At 72.6% G+C, this 14,103-nt stretch carries 13 protein-coding genes; 9 read left to right on the forward strand and 4 right to left on the reverse strand.

Annotated elements, in window-relative coordinates; genetic code table 11:
- Positions 1-19: 19 nt before the first annotated feature.
- The 4 genes from AB0F18_RS08900 (at position 20) to AB0F18_RS08915 (ending at position 3,433) form a co-directional block, all read left to right on the forward strand.
- Positions 20-937, forward strand: coding sequence for a F0F1 ATP synthase subunit gamma (locus tag AB0F18_RS08900; protein WP_362056471.1), 918 nt, complete (start codon positions 20-22; stop codon positions 935-937).
- A complete protein-coding gene (gene atpD / locus AB0F18_RS08905; RefSeq protein ID WP_362056473.1) occupies positions 937-2,379 on the forward strand; it encodes a F0F1 ATP synthase subunit beta in 1,443 nt (480 codons plus the stop codon). The genes AB0F18_RS08900 and atpD overlap by 1 nt, the downstream gene beginning before the upstream one ends.
- A gap of 104 nt (positions 2,380-2,483) precedes the next feature.
- The gene (locus AB0F18_RS08910; RefSeq protein WP_362056475.1) at positions 2,484-2,858 is read left to right on the forward strand and encodes a F0F1 ATP synthase subunit epsilon; all 375 of its coding nucleotides are present in this window, start codon (positions 2,484-2,486) and stop codon (positions 2,856-2,858) included.
- A gap of 128 nt (positions 2,859-2,986) precedes the next feature.
- Positions 2,987-3,433, forward strand: a complete 447-nt coding sequence (locus AB0F18_RS08915) for a DUF2550 domain-containing protein (protein WP_362056477.1) — start codon at positions 2,987-2,989, stop codon at positions 3,431-3,433.
- A 68-nt stretch (positions 3,434-3,501) separates the two neighbouring features.
- Here AB0F18_RS08915 and AB0F18_RS08920 read toward each other — a convergent pair whose 3' ends face one another.
- The 3 genes from AB0F18_RS08920 to AB0F18_RS08930 form a co-directional block, all read right to left on the reverse strand.
- A complete protein-coding gene (locus AB0F18_RS08920; protein ID WP_362056479.1) occupies positions 3,502-5,364 on the reverse strand; it encodes a glycoside hydrolase family 18 chitinase in 1,863 nt (620 codons plus the stop codon).
- A 151-nt stretch (positions 5,365-5,515) separates the two neighbouring features.
- Positions 5,516-6,202, reverse strand: coding sequence for a response regulator transcription factor (locus tag AB0F18_RS08925; RefSeq protein ID WP_362056481.1), 687 nt, complete (start codon positions 6,200-6,202; stop codon positions 5,516-5,518).
- The gene (locus tag AB0F18_RS08930; protein ID WP_362056483.1) at positions 6,199-7,383 is read right to left on the reverse strand and encodes a histidine kinase; all 1,185 of its coding nucleotides are present in this window, start codon (positions 7,381-7,383) and stop codon (positions 6,199-6,201) included. The genes AB0F18_RS08925 and AB0F18_RS08930 overlap by 4 nt, the downstream gene beginning before the upstream one ends.
- Before the next feature lie 159 nt (positions 7,384-7,542).
- Between AB0F18_RS08930 and AB0F18_RS08935 the strand changes: the two genes are divergently transcribed.
- On the forward strand, positions 7,543-8,133 hold the full coding sequence (locus AB0F18_RS08935) for a hypothetical protein (RefSeq protein WP_362056485.1): 591 nt from the start codon (positions 7,543-7,545) through the stop codon (positions 8,131-8,133).
- Here AB0F18_RS08935 and AB0F18_RS08940 read toward each other — a convergent pair.
- Entirely contained in the window at positions 8,130-8,702 is a 573-nt protein-coding gene (locus tag AB0F18_RS08940) for a cob(I)yrinic acid a,c-diamide adenosyltransferase (RefSeq protein WP_362056487.1), read from the reverse strand. The genes AB0F18_RS08935 and AB0F18_RS08940 overlap by 4 nt on opposite strands.
- Before the next feature lie 182 nt (positions 8,703-8,884).
- On the opposite strand from AB0F18_RS08940, the gene AB0F18_RS08945 reads away from it, so the two are divergent.
- The 4 genes from AB0F18_RS08945 (at position 8,885) to AB0F18_RS08960 (ending at position 14,060) form a co-directional block, all read left to right on the forward strand.
- Positions 8,885-9,733, forward strand: coding sequence for a 3-hydroxyacyl-CoA dehydrogenase family protein (locus AB0F18_RS08945; protein ID WP_362056489.1), 849 nt, complete (start codon positions 8,885-8,887; stop codon positions 9,731-9,733).
- A gap of 185 nt (positions 9,734-9,918) precedes the next feature.
- Entirely contained in the window at positions 9,919-10,242 is a 324-nt protein-coding gene (locus AB0F18_RS08950; protein ID WP_362056491.1) for an STAS domain-containing protein, read from the forward strand.
- Between the two features lie 85 nt (positions 10,243-10,327).
- On the forward strand, positions 10,328-10,969 hold the full coding sequence (locus tag AB0F18_RS08955; protein WP_362056493.1) for a LysE family translocator: 642 nt from the start codon (positions 10,328-10,330) through the stop codon (positions 10,967-10,969).
- Positions 10,970-11,438: 469 nt separating this feature from the next.
- Positions 11,439-14,060 carry an ATP-binding protein gene (locus AB0F18_RS08960; RefSeq protein ID WP_362056495.1) on the forward strand — a complete coding sequence of 874 codons (2,622 nt, stop codon included), beginning with the start codon at positions 11,439-11,441 and terminating at the stop codon, positions 14,058-14,060.
- Positions 14,061-14,103: the final 43 nt, after the last annotated feature.

Genomic DNA, 14,103 nt, shown 5'->3' on the forward strand with positions numbered 1-14,103 from the left:
GACGGAAGGGACCTGACTCATGGGAGCGCAGCTCCGGGTCTACAAGCGTCGCATCCGTGCCATCACGGCGACCAAGAAGATCACCAAGGCGATGGAGATGATCGCCGCCTCGCGCATCGTCAAGGCGCAGCGCAAGGTGGCGGCGTCGATGCCGTACGCGACCGAGCTCACCCGTGCGGTGACCGCGGTGGCGACCGGTTCGAACACCAAGCACGCCCTGACCACCGAGGTCGAGGCGCCGACCCGCGCCGCGGTCCTGCTCATCACGAGCGACCGCGGTCTGGCCGGCGGATACTCCTCGAACGCCATCAAGCAGGCCGACCGGCTCACCGAGCGGCTGCGCGCTGAGGGCAAGGAGGTCGACAGCTACATCGTCGGCCGCAAGGGTGTCGCCTACTACGGCTTCCGTGAGCGCAAGGTCACGGAGTCGTGGACCGGCTTCACCGACAGCCCGGCCTACGCCGACGCCAAGCGCGTCGCGGCGCCGCTGATCGAGGCCATCCAGACGGAGACGGCTGATGGCGGCGTCGACGAGCTGCACATCGTCTTCACGGAATTCGTGTCGATGATGACGCAGAACGCGGTGGACGGCCGGATGCTGCCGCTCAGCCTCGACCAGGCTGCGGAGGAGAGCGGTGCGAAGGGCGAGATCCTTCCGCTGTTCGAGTTCGAGCCGTCGGCGGAGGACGTCCTCGACGCCCTGCTGCCGCGCTACGTCGAGAGCCGCATCTACAACGCACTGCTGCAGTCGGCCGCTTCCGAGCACGCCGCCCGCCGCCGCGCGATGAAGTCGGCCACCGACAACGCCGGGGAGCTCATCAAGAGCCTCTCCCGGCTTGCCAACGCGGCCCGCCAGGCCGAAATCACCCAGGAAATCAGCGAGATCGTCGGTGGCGCGAGCGCCATGGCCGACGCGACCGCGGGGAGTGACAAGTAATGACGACCTCTGTTGAGACGGCCGCTGCCACGGGCCGCATCGCCCGGGTCATCGGCCCGGTCGTCGACGTGGAGTTCCCCGTCGACGCGATGCCCGAAATCTACAACGCGCTCAAGGTCCAGGTCGCCGACCCGGCCGAGGACGGCGCGCTCAAGACGCTGACCCTCGAGGTCGCCCAGCACCTGGGTGACGGCATGGTCCGCACCATCTCCATGCAGCCCACCGACGGTCTGGTCCGCCAGGCCCCGGTGACCGACACGGGCGAGGGCATCACCGTCCCCGTCGGTGACTTCACCAAGGGCAAGGTTTTCAACACCCTGGGTGAGGTGCTCAACTACCCGGAGGCCAACTCCGAGGTCACCGAGCGCTGGGCGATCCACCGCAAGGCCCCGAACTTCGACGAGCTCGAGTCGAAGACCGAGATGTTCGAGACCGGCGTCAAGGTCATCGACCTCCTCACCCCGTACGTCAAGGGTGGAAAGATCGGTCTGTTCGGTGGTGCCGGTGTCGGCAAGACCGTTCTGATCCAGGAAATGATCTACCGCGTCGCCAACAACCACGACGGTGTGTCGGTGTTCGCGGGTGTCGGTGAGCGTACCCGTGAGGGCAACGACCTCATCGAGGAGATGTCGGACTCCGGCGTTCTGGACAAGACCGCGCTGGTCTTCGGCCAGATGGACGAGCCCCCGGGCACCCGTCTGCGCGTCGCCCTGGCCGGTCTGACCATGGCGGAGTACTTCCGCGATGTGCAGAAGCAGGACGTCCTCTTCTTCATCGACAACATCTTCCGGTACACCCAGGCCGGTTCCGAGGTCTCGACCCTGCTCGGCCGTATGCCCTCCGCGGTGGGTTACCAGCCGAACCTGGCCGACGAGATGGGTCTCCTCCAGGAGCGCATCACCTCGACCCGTGGTCACTCGATCACCTCCATGCAGGCGATCTACGTCCCCGCCGACGACCTCACGGACCCGGCGCCGGCGACCACCTTCGCCCACCTCGACGCGACGACGGTTCTCTCCCGTCCGATCTCCGAGAAGGGCATCTACCCGGCCGTGGACCCGCTGGACTCCACGTCCCGGATCCTGGACCCCCGCTACATCGCGGCGGACCACTACAACGCGGCCATGCGCGTCAAGGGGATCCTCCAGAAGTACAAGGACCTCCAGGACATCATCGCGATCCTCGGTATCGACGAGCTGGGCGAGGAGGACAAGCTCGTTGTCCACCGTGCCCGTCGCGTCGAGCGCTTCCTGTCGCAGAACACCCACGTCGCCAAGCAGTTCACCGGCGTGGACGGTTCGGACGTTCCGCTCGACGAGTCGATCGCCGCGTTCAACGCGATCTGCGACGGTGAGTACGACCACTTCCCCGAGCAGGCGTTCTTCATGTGCGGTGGCATCGAGGACCTGAAGGCCAACGCCAAGGAGCTGGGCGTCTCCTGATGCCCCCAGGAGAGGGGCGGGTGCGTCCCGCCCCTCTCTCCACGCCCATTAGAATTTGACCCAACACCCGGCGGACCCGCCGGGTGGTGACCCGAGGAGCCACCTTGGCTGCTGAGCTGCACGTCGAGATGGTCGCGGCGGACCGCAATGTCTGGTCCGGTGAGGCCACCCTGGTCGTCGCCCGCACCACGTCCGGCGACATCGGCGTCATGCCCGGTCACCAGCCGCTTCTCGGTGTGCTGGAATCGGGCCCGGTGACCATCCGTACCAGCGAGGGCGGCACGGTCGTCGCCGCGGTGCACGGCGGTTTCATCTCGTTCGCGGACAACAAGCTGTCCCTGCTGGCCGAGATCGCCGAGCTCGCGGACGAGATCGACGTCCAGCGGGCGGAGCGGGCACTGGAGCGCGCGAAGGCGGAGGCTGACGCGGCCGCCGAACGTCGCGCCGATGTCCGGCTGCGTGCGGTCGCGGGGCACTGAGCCCCGTACCGAAGAGTTTGAAACCTCAGCCGCGGTCCGTTCCGGAATTTTCCGGAGCGGGTCGCGGCTGAGGCGATGTACGTACTTTTTGTTTGTGCGGTTTTCGATGAGCGAGGAGGTCGGTGAAGATGCTCCTCGCTCTGCTTGTGAGCGGCCTGGTCGTAGCCCTGGTGGTGATCGGGCTGTTCGTGTTCGGGCTGCGCCGCAGACTCATCCAGCGCTCCGGCGGGACCTTCGACTGCAGCCTGCGCTGGGGTGTGGCCGAGGAGCCCGACGTCTCCGGCAAGGGGTGGGTGTACGGGGTCGCCCGCTACAGCGGTGACCGCATCGAGTGGTTCCGTGTGTTCAGCTATTCACCGCGCCCGCGCCGGCTGCTGGAGCGTTCCTCCATCGAGGTGCTCGCACGCCGCGCGCCGCAGGGCGAGGAGGAGCTGGCCCTGCTGTCCGACTCCGTCGTGCTCGGCTGTTCCCACCAGGGGACGCGCCTGGAGCTGGCGATGAGCGAGGACGCGCTGACCGGGTTCCTGGCCTGGCTGGAGGCGGCGCCTCCCGGGCAGAGAGTCAACGTGGCCTGAGGGTTTACGGCCGTAAAAGAAGCCGGGGAGACGGGGGCGGACCCGTCTCCCCGGCTTCGTTCATCTCTTTACTGCAGCCCGGTGTGGATCGCGTTGGCGAGCTCGCCGTTCGCGGTGTCGCCGCTGAACTCCCAGAAGAAGGCTCCCTTGAGCCCCTGGTTCTTCAGCCAGGTCATCTTCCCGGTGATGGTGGCGGGGGTGTCGTAGCTCCACCAGTTGCTCCCGCACCTGGCGTACGCCGTTCCGGCGATGGTTCCGGTGGTCGGGCAGCTGGTCTTGAGCACCTTGTAGTCCTCGATGCCCTGCTCGTACGTGCCGGGGGCGGGGCCGGTGGCGGTGCCGCCGGGGGCGTCCTGGGTGACGCCGGTCCAGCCGCGGCCGTAGAAGCCGATGCCGAGGTTGAGCTTGGATCCGGGGATGCCCTTGCCCTTGAGCTTGGTGATGGCGGCCTCGGAGTTGAAGCCGGCGATCGGGATGCCGGCGTAGGAGGTCAGCGGGGAGTGGGGGGCGGTGGGGCCCTTGGCGTCCCACGCGCCGAAGAAGTCGTACGTCATCACGTTGTAGAAGTCGACGTACGGGGCGGCGCCCGCGTAGTCCGCGAGGTCGAGCTTGCCGCCGTTGGACCCGTCGGCGGAGATGGCGGCGGTGACCAGGTTGGAGGCGCCGAACTTGGCGCGCAGGGCCGACATCAGGTTCTTGAAGGCGGCGGCCCCGCTGGTGTCGCAGGACAGGCCGCAGGCGTTCGGGTACTCCCAGTCGATGTCGATGCCGTCGAAGACGTCCGCCCAGCGGGGGTCCTCGACGAGGTCGTAGCAGGACTGGGCGAAGGCGGCCGGGTTCTGGGCGGCCTGGCCGAAGCCGCCGGACCAGGTCCAGCCGCCGAAGGAGTAGACGACCTTGATGTTCGGGTACTTGGCCTTCAGCTTGCGCAGCTGGTTGAAGTTGCCGCGCAGGGGCTGGTCCCAGGTGTCGGCGACGCCGTCGACGCTCTGGTCGGCGGTGTAGGCCTTGTCGTAGTCGGCGTAGGAGTCACCGATGGTGCACTTGCCGTTCTGGACGTTGCCGAAGGCGTAGTTGATGTGGGTGATCTTCGCGGCGGTGCCGGAGGTGACCAGGTTCTTCACGTGGTAGTTGCGCTGGTAGACGCCCCAGTCGGTGAAGTAGCCGAGCTTGACCCTGGCGCCCGGGTCGGGGCCGGGACCGGGTCCCGGGTCGGTGCCGCCGCCGGGGGTGGTGACGGAGAGCGGGGCGGAGGCGGGGCCGGTCTGGTCGGCGGTGTCGCGGGCGGTGACCGTGTAGGTGTAGGTGGTGCCCTTGGTCAGGCCGTTGTCGCCGTAGGTGGTGCCGGTGACGGTGGTCAGCCGGGTGCCGTCGCGGTAGACGTCGTAGTTCTTGACGCCCTTGTCGTCGGTGGCCGCGGGCCAGGACAGGGTGAGGGAGGTCTCCGTGAGCCCGCCGGCCGTGGGGGTGCCGGGGGCTGAGGGCGGGTTGTCCGCGGGGGTGGTGCCGCCCTCGCAGGAGCCGCCGTTGACCTTGCAGCCCGAGGGGGCGCCGGGGCCGCTGCCGTTGAAGCCGAAGCTGGCGGTGGCGCCGGGGGCGAGGGTGCCGTTCCAGCCGACGTTCTTGGCGGTCCAGTGGGTGCCCGAGCCGGTGACGGTGGCGTCCCAGGCCGAGGTCACCTGGGTGCCGGCGGGGTAGTCCCACTCCACGGTCCAGCTGCTGAGGGTGGTGGTGCCGGTGTTCTTCACCGTCCACTTGCCCTCGAAGCCGGTGCCCCAGTCGGAGACCTTGGTGTAGGTGGCGGTCGCGGAGGCGGCGGCCTGCGCGGGCCCGGCCAGGCCGACGAGGCCGGCGACGGGAAGGGCGAGGGCGGCCGCGGTGGCGGCCAGCCTCCGGAAGAGGCGGATGCGTCGTGGGGGTGCTGTGCTCAAGGGTGCTCCTCGGTAGGTCCGTGGCCGTCGGGGGACCCGACTGCCACTGGGGATGGGACCTGCGCCGCCCGTGAGCCCGCCCGGCAGCGATCTTTGTCATGGCACGCTCACCACAGTGATGCGGTGAGATTAGAAAGGTCTGGACCAAGCGTCAAGAGGTCCAGACCTCACCTCCGGGCGGCGGCTGGATGCCCAACTCCCGGGCCAGTACGGCCGCTTGGACCCGGCTGCGCAGCTCCAGCTTTCCCAGCAGCCTGCTGACGTGCGTCTTCACCGTGGCCTCCGCCATGTCCAGACGTACGGCGATCTCCGCGTTCGACAGCCCCTCGCCCAGCGCCCCCAGCACCTCCCGCTCCCGCCGGGTCAGCGACTCCACCGCCGCGGCCGCCTCCGGCCGCGCCGGGGCCCGTACCGTCCGCGGGGCGGCGAACTCGGCGATCAGCCGCCGCGTCACCGCCGGGGCGATCAGCCCCTCGCCGCGCGCCACCGTCCGCACCGCCGCGATCAGCTCCGCCGCCTCCGCGTCCTTCAGCAGGAAGCCCGCGGCCCCCGCCCGCAGCGCCCCGAACACGTACTCGTCGAGGTCGAAGGTGGTCAGCACGAGCACGTCGGCCAGCCCCTCCGCGACCACCCGCCGGGTGGCCTCGACCCCGTCGAGGAGCGGCATCTGCACGTCCATGAGGACCAGATCCGGCCGCAGCTCCCGGGCCAGGCGCACCGCCTCCTCGCCATCGGCCGCCTCGCCCACCACCTCGACGTCGCCCGCACTGCGCAGGATCAGCACCAGCCCGGCCCGTACCGCCCGCTGGTCCTCCGCCACCACGACCCTGATGCTCACTCCGGAACCGCCTCGTCCTCCGCGGGCAGCTCCGCCCGCACCTGCCAGACGGGCCCGCGCGGGCCCGCCGTGAACGTACCGCCGAGCAGTTCGGTCCGCTCGTGCATACCGGTCAGCCCCGCCCCGGAGCCGGGGGCGCGCGGGCCCGGCCGGTCCCCGTACGGGGAGTCCACCGCCACCGTCAGCAGCCCGTCGCGCCGGGCCAGCCGGACCGCGACCGTGCCGGCGGCCGCGTGCTTGAGGGCGTTGGTCAGCGACTCCTGCACGATCCGGTACGCCGCCAGCTCCACCGGCGCCGGCAGCGGCGGCCCGGGCGGGCGCGCGTCGTGCAGGACGAACTCCAGCCCGCTGCCGGCGCCGTTCGCCCGGGCCCGCTCCAGCACGGCCTCCAGCCCGTCGAGGGAGGGCACCGGCGCGGGCTCCTGCCCGGCCCCGGCGGCGCGCAGCAGCCCGATCAGGCGGCGCATCTCGGCGAGCCCCTGGACGCTGTTCTCGCGGATCACCCCGAGGGCCTCGCGGCTGGTGGCGGGGGAGTCGATGGACAGCGCGGCGGTGGAGTGGATGGCGATGGCCGACAGGTGGTTGGCGACCATGTCGTGCAGTTCGCGGGCCATCCGGGCGCGCTCGGCGGCCACCGCCTGCGTACGGTCCATCTCGGCCAGCAGCGCCGTCTGCTCGGCGCGCAGCCGGGCGGCCTCGGCGGCCTCGCGGTGGTTGCGCAGGGTGGCGCCGGTCAGGGCGGGGCCGAAGCTGACGATCCCGGTGATGACGCCGATCATCAGGGACTGCGGGGTGCGCAGCCAGGCCACGGCGACGACGGTGACGACGACCGTGACCAGGCCGGTGGTGATCGGCAGCCGCCGGGCCATGGCCGGTTTGCCGTAGACGACGGCCGCGTACATCAGGTCGGTGAAGACGAGGACGGTGCCGAGGTTGCCCACGGTGAACTGGTCGGCGATCACCGCCACCGTGCCGACGGCCAGGGTGAGGTTGGGGGCGGTGCGCCGCAGCAGCTCCATCGGCCCGATGGCCAGCAGCGGCACCAGGGCCGCCCAGGCGGGGAAGAGGTGCCGGTTGTCGGTGCTGTAGACCCCCAGGGACCACAGCAGAAGACCGGCGAGCACGCTGACCACCGCGAGGAGCACGTCGTCGCGGTGCGGGCGGAAGATCTTGGACTGCACGCTCCCATCCAACACGTGGCGCTCCGGTGCGGCGTCGGCGGTGGGGTGGAGTCGCGGCTACATCGAAGGATGCAGCGGGGATTCGTCACTGGTGACGAGGCGGCGGGCCCTGCCGGCCGGAACCCTGGAGAGGAGTCCACGAGGGGAAGGGGAACGGTCATGCTCGTCGCGCTGATCATCGCCTGCGAGGTCGGCTTCTGGGTGCTGCTGGCCGGCGGACTGGCCCTGCGCTACCTCGCCGGGATGCCCCGGCTCGGAGCCGCGGTCCTGCTGTGCGAGCCGCTGCTGGAGCTGGCGCTGCTGGTGGTGTCCTTCGCCGACCTGAAGAACGGCGGCGAGCCGAGCTGGCGGCACGGGCTCGCGGCCTTCTACATCGGTTACACCGTCGGCTACGGGCACTACACCGTGAAGTGGCTGGACCGGCACGCCGCCCACCGCCTCGCCGGGGGGCCGAAGCCGCCCGGGACGAAGTACGGCAAGGCCCGCGCCGTCCACGAGTGGAAGCTGTGGACCCGGACCCTGGCCGCCGCGGTGGTCGCGCTCGGGCTGCTCCAGGCCGGGATCTGGTACGCCGGCGACGCGGCCGACACCAGCGGGCTCCAGGCGTGGCAGTTCGCCGCGCTGCGGGTGCTCGGCATCCAGGCCCTGATCGCCGCGACCTACTCGATCTGGCCCCGCAAGGCCCCGGCGGGTGCGCAGGCGGACGCCGGCGCGGACGAGGACGCCGAACTGGCCGGAACCAAGCGCTAGCGCTCCCCGCCGGGCACCCACAGCACGTCCCCGACCTCCTTGTTGGCCGTCCGCGCCAGGATGAACAGGAGGTCGGAGAGGCGGTTGAGGTAGGTGGCCGTCAGGGGGTTCATCACCTCGCCGTGCGCCTCCAGGGCCGCCCACGTCGAGCGCTCGGCCCGCCGCACCACCGTGCAGGCCTGGTGCAGCAGGGCCGCGCCGGGGGTGCCGCCGGGGAGGATGAAGCTGCGCAGCTTCTCCAGCCGCTCGTTGAAGACGTCGCAGTCCGCCTCCAGCCGGTCGATGTAGAACTGCTCCACCCGCAGCGGCGGGTACTGCGGGTCCTCCATGACCGGGGTGCACAGGTCGGCGCCGACGTCGAACAGGTCGTTCTGCACGCGGACCAGGACCTTGACGACCTCCTGCGGCAGCGAGCCCAGCGCGATCGCCGTCCCGATGGCGGCGTTGGCCTCGTTGGCGTCGGCGTACGCGGAGATCCGCAGGTCCGTCTTCCGCGTACGGCTCATGTCGCCCAGGGCGGTCGTCCCCTGGTCGCCGGTGCGGGTGTAGATGCGCGTGAGGTTCACCATGCCGCCAGGGTAGTGCGGGCCAACTGCGGGCGGCCCGCGCACTGCTGGGCCGTGTCAGTGTGATGTCCGTCATCTGAGACGTGACGCGTGTTACTTCGCGGTCACTGGGCCCCTCACGGGCGCTAGTCTCCGCCGGAGAGGCTACGAGGCCGGGTCGTACTGAGAACAACGAGGGGTGTGCAGTGGCTGGGAAGCTCGCCGTCATCGGCGCGGGACTGATGGGTTCCGGGATCGCTCAGGTCTCCGCTCAGGCGGGTTGGGACGTCGTCCTGCGGGACGTCACCGACGCCGCGCTGACCCGGGGCACGGACGGGATCAAGGCCTCGTACGACAAGTTCGTCTCCAAGGGCAAGATGACGGCCGAGGACGCCGAGGCGGCCCTCGCCCGCATCACCACGACCACCGACTTCGACGCGGTCGCCGACGTGGACATCGTCGTCGAGGCCGTCTTCGAGAAGATCGAGGTCAAGCACGAGATCTTCCGCACCCTCGACGAGCTGGTCCGCGAGGACACGGTCCTGGCCTCCAACACCTCCGCCATCCCGATCACCAAGATCGCGGCGGTCACCAAGCGCCCGGAGCGGGTCGTCGGCGCGCACTTCTTCTCGCCCGTCCCGATGATGCAGCTCTGCGAGCTGGTCCGCGGCTACAAGACGAGCGACGAAACCCTCGCCGCCACCCGCGCGTTCGCCGAGTCCGTCGGCAAGACCTGCATCGTCGTCAACCGCGACGTCGCCGGCTTCGTCACCACCCGCCTGATCTCCGCCCTCGTCGTCGAGGCCGCGAAGCTCTACGAATCGGGCGTGGCCTCCGCCGAGGACATCGACATCGCCTGCAAGCTGGGCTTCGGCCACGCGATGGGCCCGCTGGCCACCGCCGACCTCACCGGCGTGGACATCCTGCTGCACGCCACCAGCAACATCTACACCGAGTCCCAGGACGAGAAGTTCGCGCCGCCGGAGCTCATGCGCCGCATGGTCGACGCGGGCGACATCGGCCGCAAGAGCGGCCAGGGCTTCTACAAGCACTGAGCGCCGACCAGCACGGAGCACGACCGTTCGAATCCCCGCACCCTACGGGGTGAATTAGGTATCGGTTCGCTCACGGTCGGCAACTTCACCGCCCGCGGGGCAGTCAGTTGCGGTGAGAGTTGCCGACCATGGGCCGACCGCGGACCCGTCGGACCACACGCACGCAGTACAGCCGGGGAGCACACATGCACATCAGGGGCGACCACGCCGAACTCGCTGTCGGGGGCCGCCTCGACGTGCGCAGCGCGGCGGACGCCCGTACGGCCCTCCACACCGCCCTCGACGACGGCCACGGCGACCTCGTGCTCGACCTGACCGGACTCGACTCCTGGGACGCGACCGGACTCGGCGTGATCATGGGAGCCCACCGGCGGGCCGGCCGGACCGGCCGGCGACTGGTGCTGCGCGGGGTGCCCGACCGGATGCAGCGGCTGCTCGTCGCCACCCGGCTGCACCGCATCCTCGCGATCGAGGGCGGGCTGGAAGCGGATTCCCTGCCCCGGGTCTGATCCGGATCGGGGCGGCGGGCGTACGGCGGCCCGCGCCGCGGAAAAGGGGCTGCGGGGGCGGACCGGGCTCGGTTTACATGGACGCATGGTGTCCACCGACAGACTGCCGGCCTTCGCGGCCATGTCCCTCCTCCTGATCGTCATTCCCGGCCCGAGCGTGCTCTTCGTGATCGGCCGGGCCCTGGCGCAGGGCCGCCGGGCCGCGCTGACGACGGTGGCCGGGAACACGCTCGGGGCGTACGTGCTCGTCGTGGCCGTGGCCCTCGGGGTCGGGTCCGTCGTCGAGCGCTCGGTCCTCGTCTTCACGGCGCTGAAGCTGATCGGCGCCGCGTACCTGGTGTACTTGGGCGTCAAGGCCGTGCGCCGGCGCGGCTCCCTGCAGGCCGCCCTCGCCGGGGCTGCGCCCGCCGCGCACGGCGGGCTGCGGACCCTGGGGGAGGGGTTCGTGGTCGGCGTGGCCAATCCCAAGACCATCGTCTTCTTCGCCGCCGTACTGCCCCAGTTCGTCGACCGCGAGCGTGGCCACGTCGTCGTCCAGATGCTCCTGCTCGGCCTGGTCTTCAATCTCATCGCGATCGTGTCCGACAGCGTCTGGGGGCTCGTCGCCGCGACCACCCGGGGCTGGTTCGCCGGATCCCCGCGCCGGCTCTCCCTCGTCGGCGGGGCCGGCGGGCTCACCATGATCGGCCTCGGGGTCGCGGTCGCCGCGACCGGCCGCAAGGACTGAGCCCCGTACCGCCGGCCAGCTGCGGAGTTCCGGCTTCCGCACGTACGGGCGGAAAACGTAACGGTCCGGTGGTAGAGGCACCCCTGCGGTACCGGCGCGACCCGGCAGCGTTTAGGGTCGGGCGGAAACCGGACCAGTGGCGACAAGCAGCGCGAGCGAGGCCGGGCGGTAGGAAAGACGGCGACGGAGCGCGCGACGCGAGCGGGGGGACGGGGTCATGGACCGTACACAGGGGCAGCCCGGACAGGGGCGGCGGCCTGAGGACCGGCCCGAGGAGAGGACCGGCGAGCGGACCGAGGAGCGGACCGCGGCGCGGCCGCCAGCGGGACCGGCGACCGGGGGACCGGCTGTCGGGGGAACGGTTCTCGGGGGACCCGGCGTCGGTACGCCTTCCGCCGGTACGCCGTCCGCGGGCACGCCGGCCGGCGGGGCTCCGTCCGCCGGGGCGCCCGCCGCGCCCGCGCGGATCGTGACCCTGACCGCCGGGGAGTTCACCCTCACCGTCAACCCCGTCGACGGCAGCGAGATCGAACCCCACCGGCCCGGCACCGGCCCGGACGCCGGCCGCCGCCCCCACAAGCGCGACGCCGCCTCCCGCGCCGCCCAGGACGCCGCCGCCCGCCCGCCCGCACTGCCCGGCGAGCCCCTTCCCGCCCGGCCGCTCCTGGAGCGCGCCGAGGAGCAGGAGCGGCTCGTACGTCTCCTCGGGCGCGGCCGCTCCGTACGCCTCACCGGCCCCGCCGGATCCGGCCGCACCACCCTGCTCGACGCGGTCGCCCGGGCCTGCGCGGACCTCGCACCCGACGGAGTGGTCCGGCTCAACGGCCACGGCCGGCAGCAGCCGGCCGAACTCCTCCACGCCCTCTACGCCACCGTGTACGACACCTCCGGCCGGCGCCCCGACCGTACGGCGCTCCTCGCGCGGGTCCGCGAGATCGGCGCCGTCGTCCTCCTCGACGACCTGGAGCTGAGCGGCCCCGCCCTGGACGAGCTGCTGCGCGCCACCCCCGAGTGCGCCTGGCTGCTCGCCGCCACCCCCGACGCCAAGTCCCCCTCCGACGACTCCCACCTGGAGGAGGTCTTCCTCGGCGGCCTCGGCCGCACCGGCTGCGCCCAGCTGCTGGAGACGCTCACCGGACGGCCCCTGACGGAGACGGAGACGGCCTGGGCGGGGGACCTGCGGTTCGCCTCCGAGGGGCTGCCGCTGCGCTTCGTCCAGGCGGCCGCGCTGCTGCGCCGGCGCGACGAGCTGAACGGGACCGCCGACGGGGACGAGGACGAGGAGCCCGGGGTCTTCGACGAGCGCCCGCGCGTCCCCGCCCCCGTCCCGCTGCCCACCCTCGCCCAGGCCGCGGCCCCCGCCGAGCTGCTGGCCTCCCGGGTGAGCGAGTCGGCCCGCGCCACCCTGCGGATCGCCTGCGCGCTGGGCGGGGAACTCCCGCACCCCGCGCACCTGCCCGCCCTGGTCGGGGACACCCACGCCGACACGGCCGTCGCCGAGCTGCTCGGCTGCGGGCTGATCACCCCCGTCGGACCGCGCTACCGGCTCGCCGAGGGGGTCGCCCGGCAGCTGGAGGAGGCCGGCTACGGAGGCGCCGGCGCCGAGGAGGCCCGTACCGCCGCCCGGCACTACGCCTGGTGGACCGGGCACGCCTCGGTGACCCCGGAGCGGGTCGCGGCCGAGGCCGACGCGGTGCTCGCGGCGCTGGCCGGGGCCGATGTGGTGGCCGCCGTGCTGCTGGCCCGGACTGCCGCTCCGGCCTTCGCGGCCTCGCTGCACTGGGACGCGTGGGAGCGGGTGCTGCGCGCCGGGGCGGAGGCGGCCCGCAAGGCGGGGGAGGTCGCCGAGCAGGCGTACTTCCACCACGAACTCGGCGTCCTGGCCCTGTGCGAGGGCCGGCTGGACCGGGCGCGGGCGGAGCTGGAGGCCTCGATCGGGCTGCGCGGCGCCCTCGCGGACAAGCGCGGGACGGTCGCCGGCCGGCGGGCGCTGGCGCTGGTCACCGACCGGGAGGCCCTCGGCGGGACGGCCTCCCCGCCGCTCCGGCTCCAGGCCCCGCCGGGCCCGGGCGCGACGGTGTCGGAGACGGCCCCGACGGCGGCCCTGCCGCAGCCTCCGGCGACGGCCGCGACGACGCCTCTGGCGAAGCCGCCGGCGACGGCCGGGCCCACGGCTGCGACGACGCCTCTGGCGAAGCCGCCGGCGACGGCCGGGCCCACGGCTGCGACGACGCCTCTGGCGAAGCCGCCGACGACGGCCGGGCCCACGGCGTCGACGTCGCCCCTGGCGAAGCCGCCGGCCGCCGCACCCACCGGGAAGCCCACCAAGCCCGCGTCGGCCCCCGCCGCCCGCCCGGCCGCCGCTCCGGGGACGTCGGCCCCCGCCGCCCGGCTCGGGCGGGCGGCCGCACCCGCACCCGGCTCGGAGGCCGTCACCGCGGTCAACCCGGTGATCAGCCGGGCCCAGCTGCCGCCCGCCCAGGCCCCGGCGAACCTCTCGGCGGTGTTCGAGAACGCCTTCCCCCCGCCGTCCGCGCCCGCCAGGCCCGCCCCGCCGCGCCTCGTCGGCCCGTACCCGCCCGCCGCCCGGGACGCCGCGCAGCGGCGCCGGACGGCGCTCCTGGGCGCGGCCGGGGTGCTCACGGTGGCGGCGCTCGGCACGGTCATCGGCCTCGCGCTGGCCTCGGACGGCACGGAGACCCCGCAGGCGCCCTCGGTGTCGTCGAGCCCCTCGGCCCGGGTCTCCCCGCACGTCCCCCAGGTGCCCGGCACCGGCGGCGGCGACCCCGCGTCCGACCCGGCCCCGCCGGCCGTGCCCGGGCAGTCCGGCGCCCCGCAGCCGGGCCGCAGCGGGGCCGCCTCCGCCGACCCGGCACCGACCGGCACGGCCACCCCCCAGCCCCCGGCGAGCCCGAAGCCCACGCCGACCCCGACGCCCACCCCCACGCCGACCCCCACCCCGACGCCCACGCCCACCCCGACACCGACCCCCACGCCCACGCCGACCCCCACCCCGACGGCCACCGCCACCACGACGGCCTCGGGCCCGGTCGAGGGTGGCTCCGCCGCCCCCTCGACGACGGCCGGCTAGCAGCCCGGCGGACGGCGCACACGCGAAAGCGGCCCCCCGAGCC

It is taken from the genome of Streptomyces sp. NPDC029216 (assembly GCF_040648015.1).
In the GTDB taxonomy this organism is placed as follows: Bacteria; Actinomycetota; Actinomycetes; order Streptomycetales; family Streptomycetaceae; genus Streptomyces.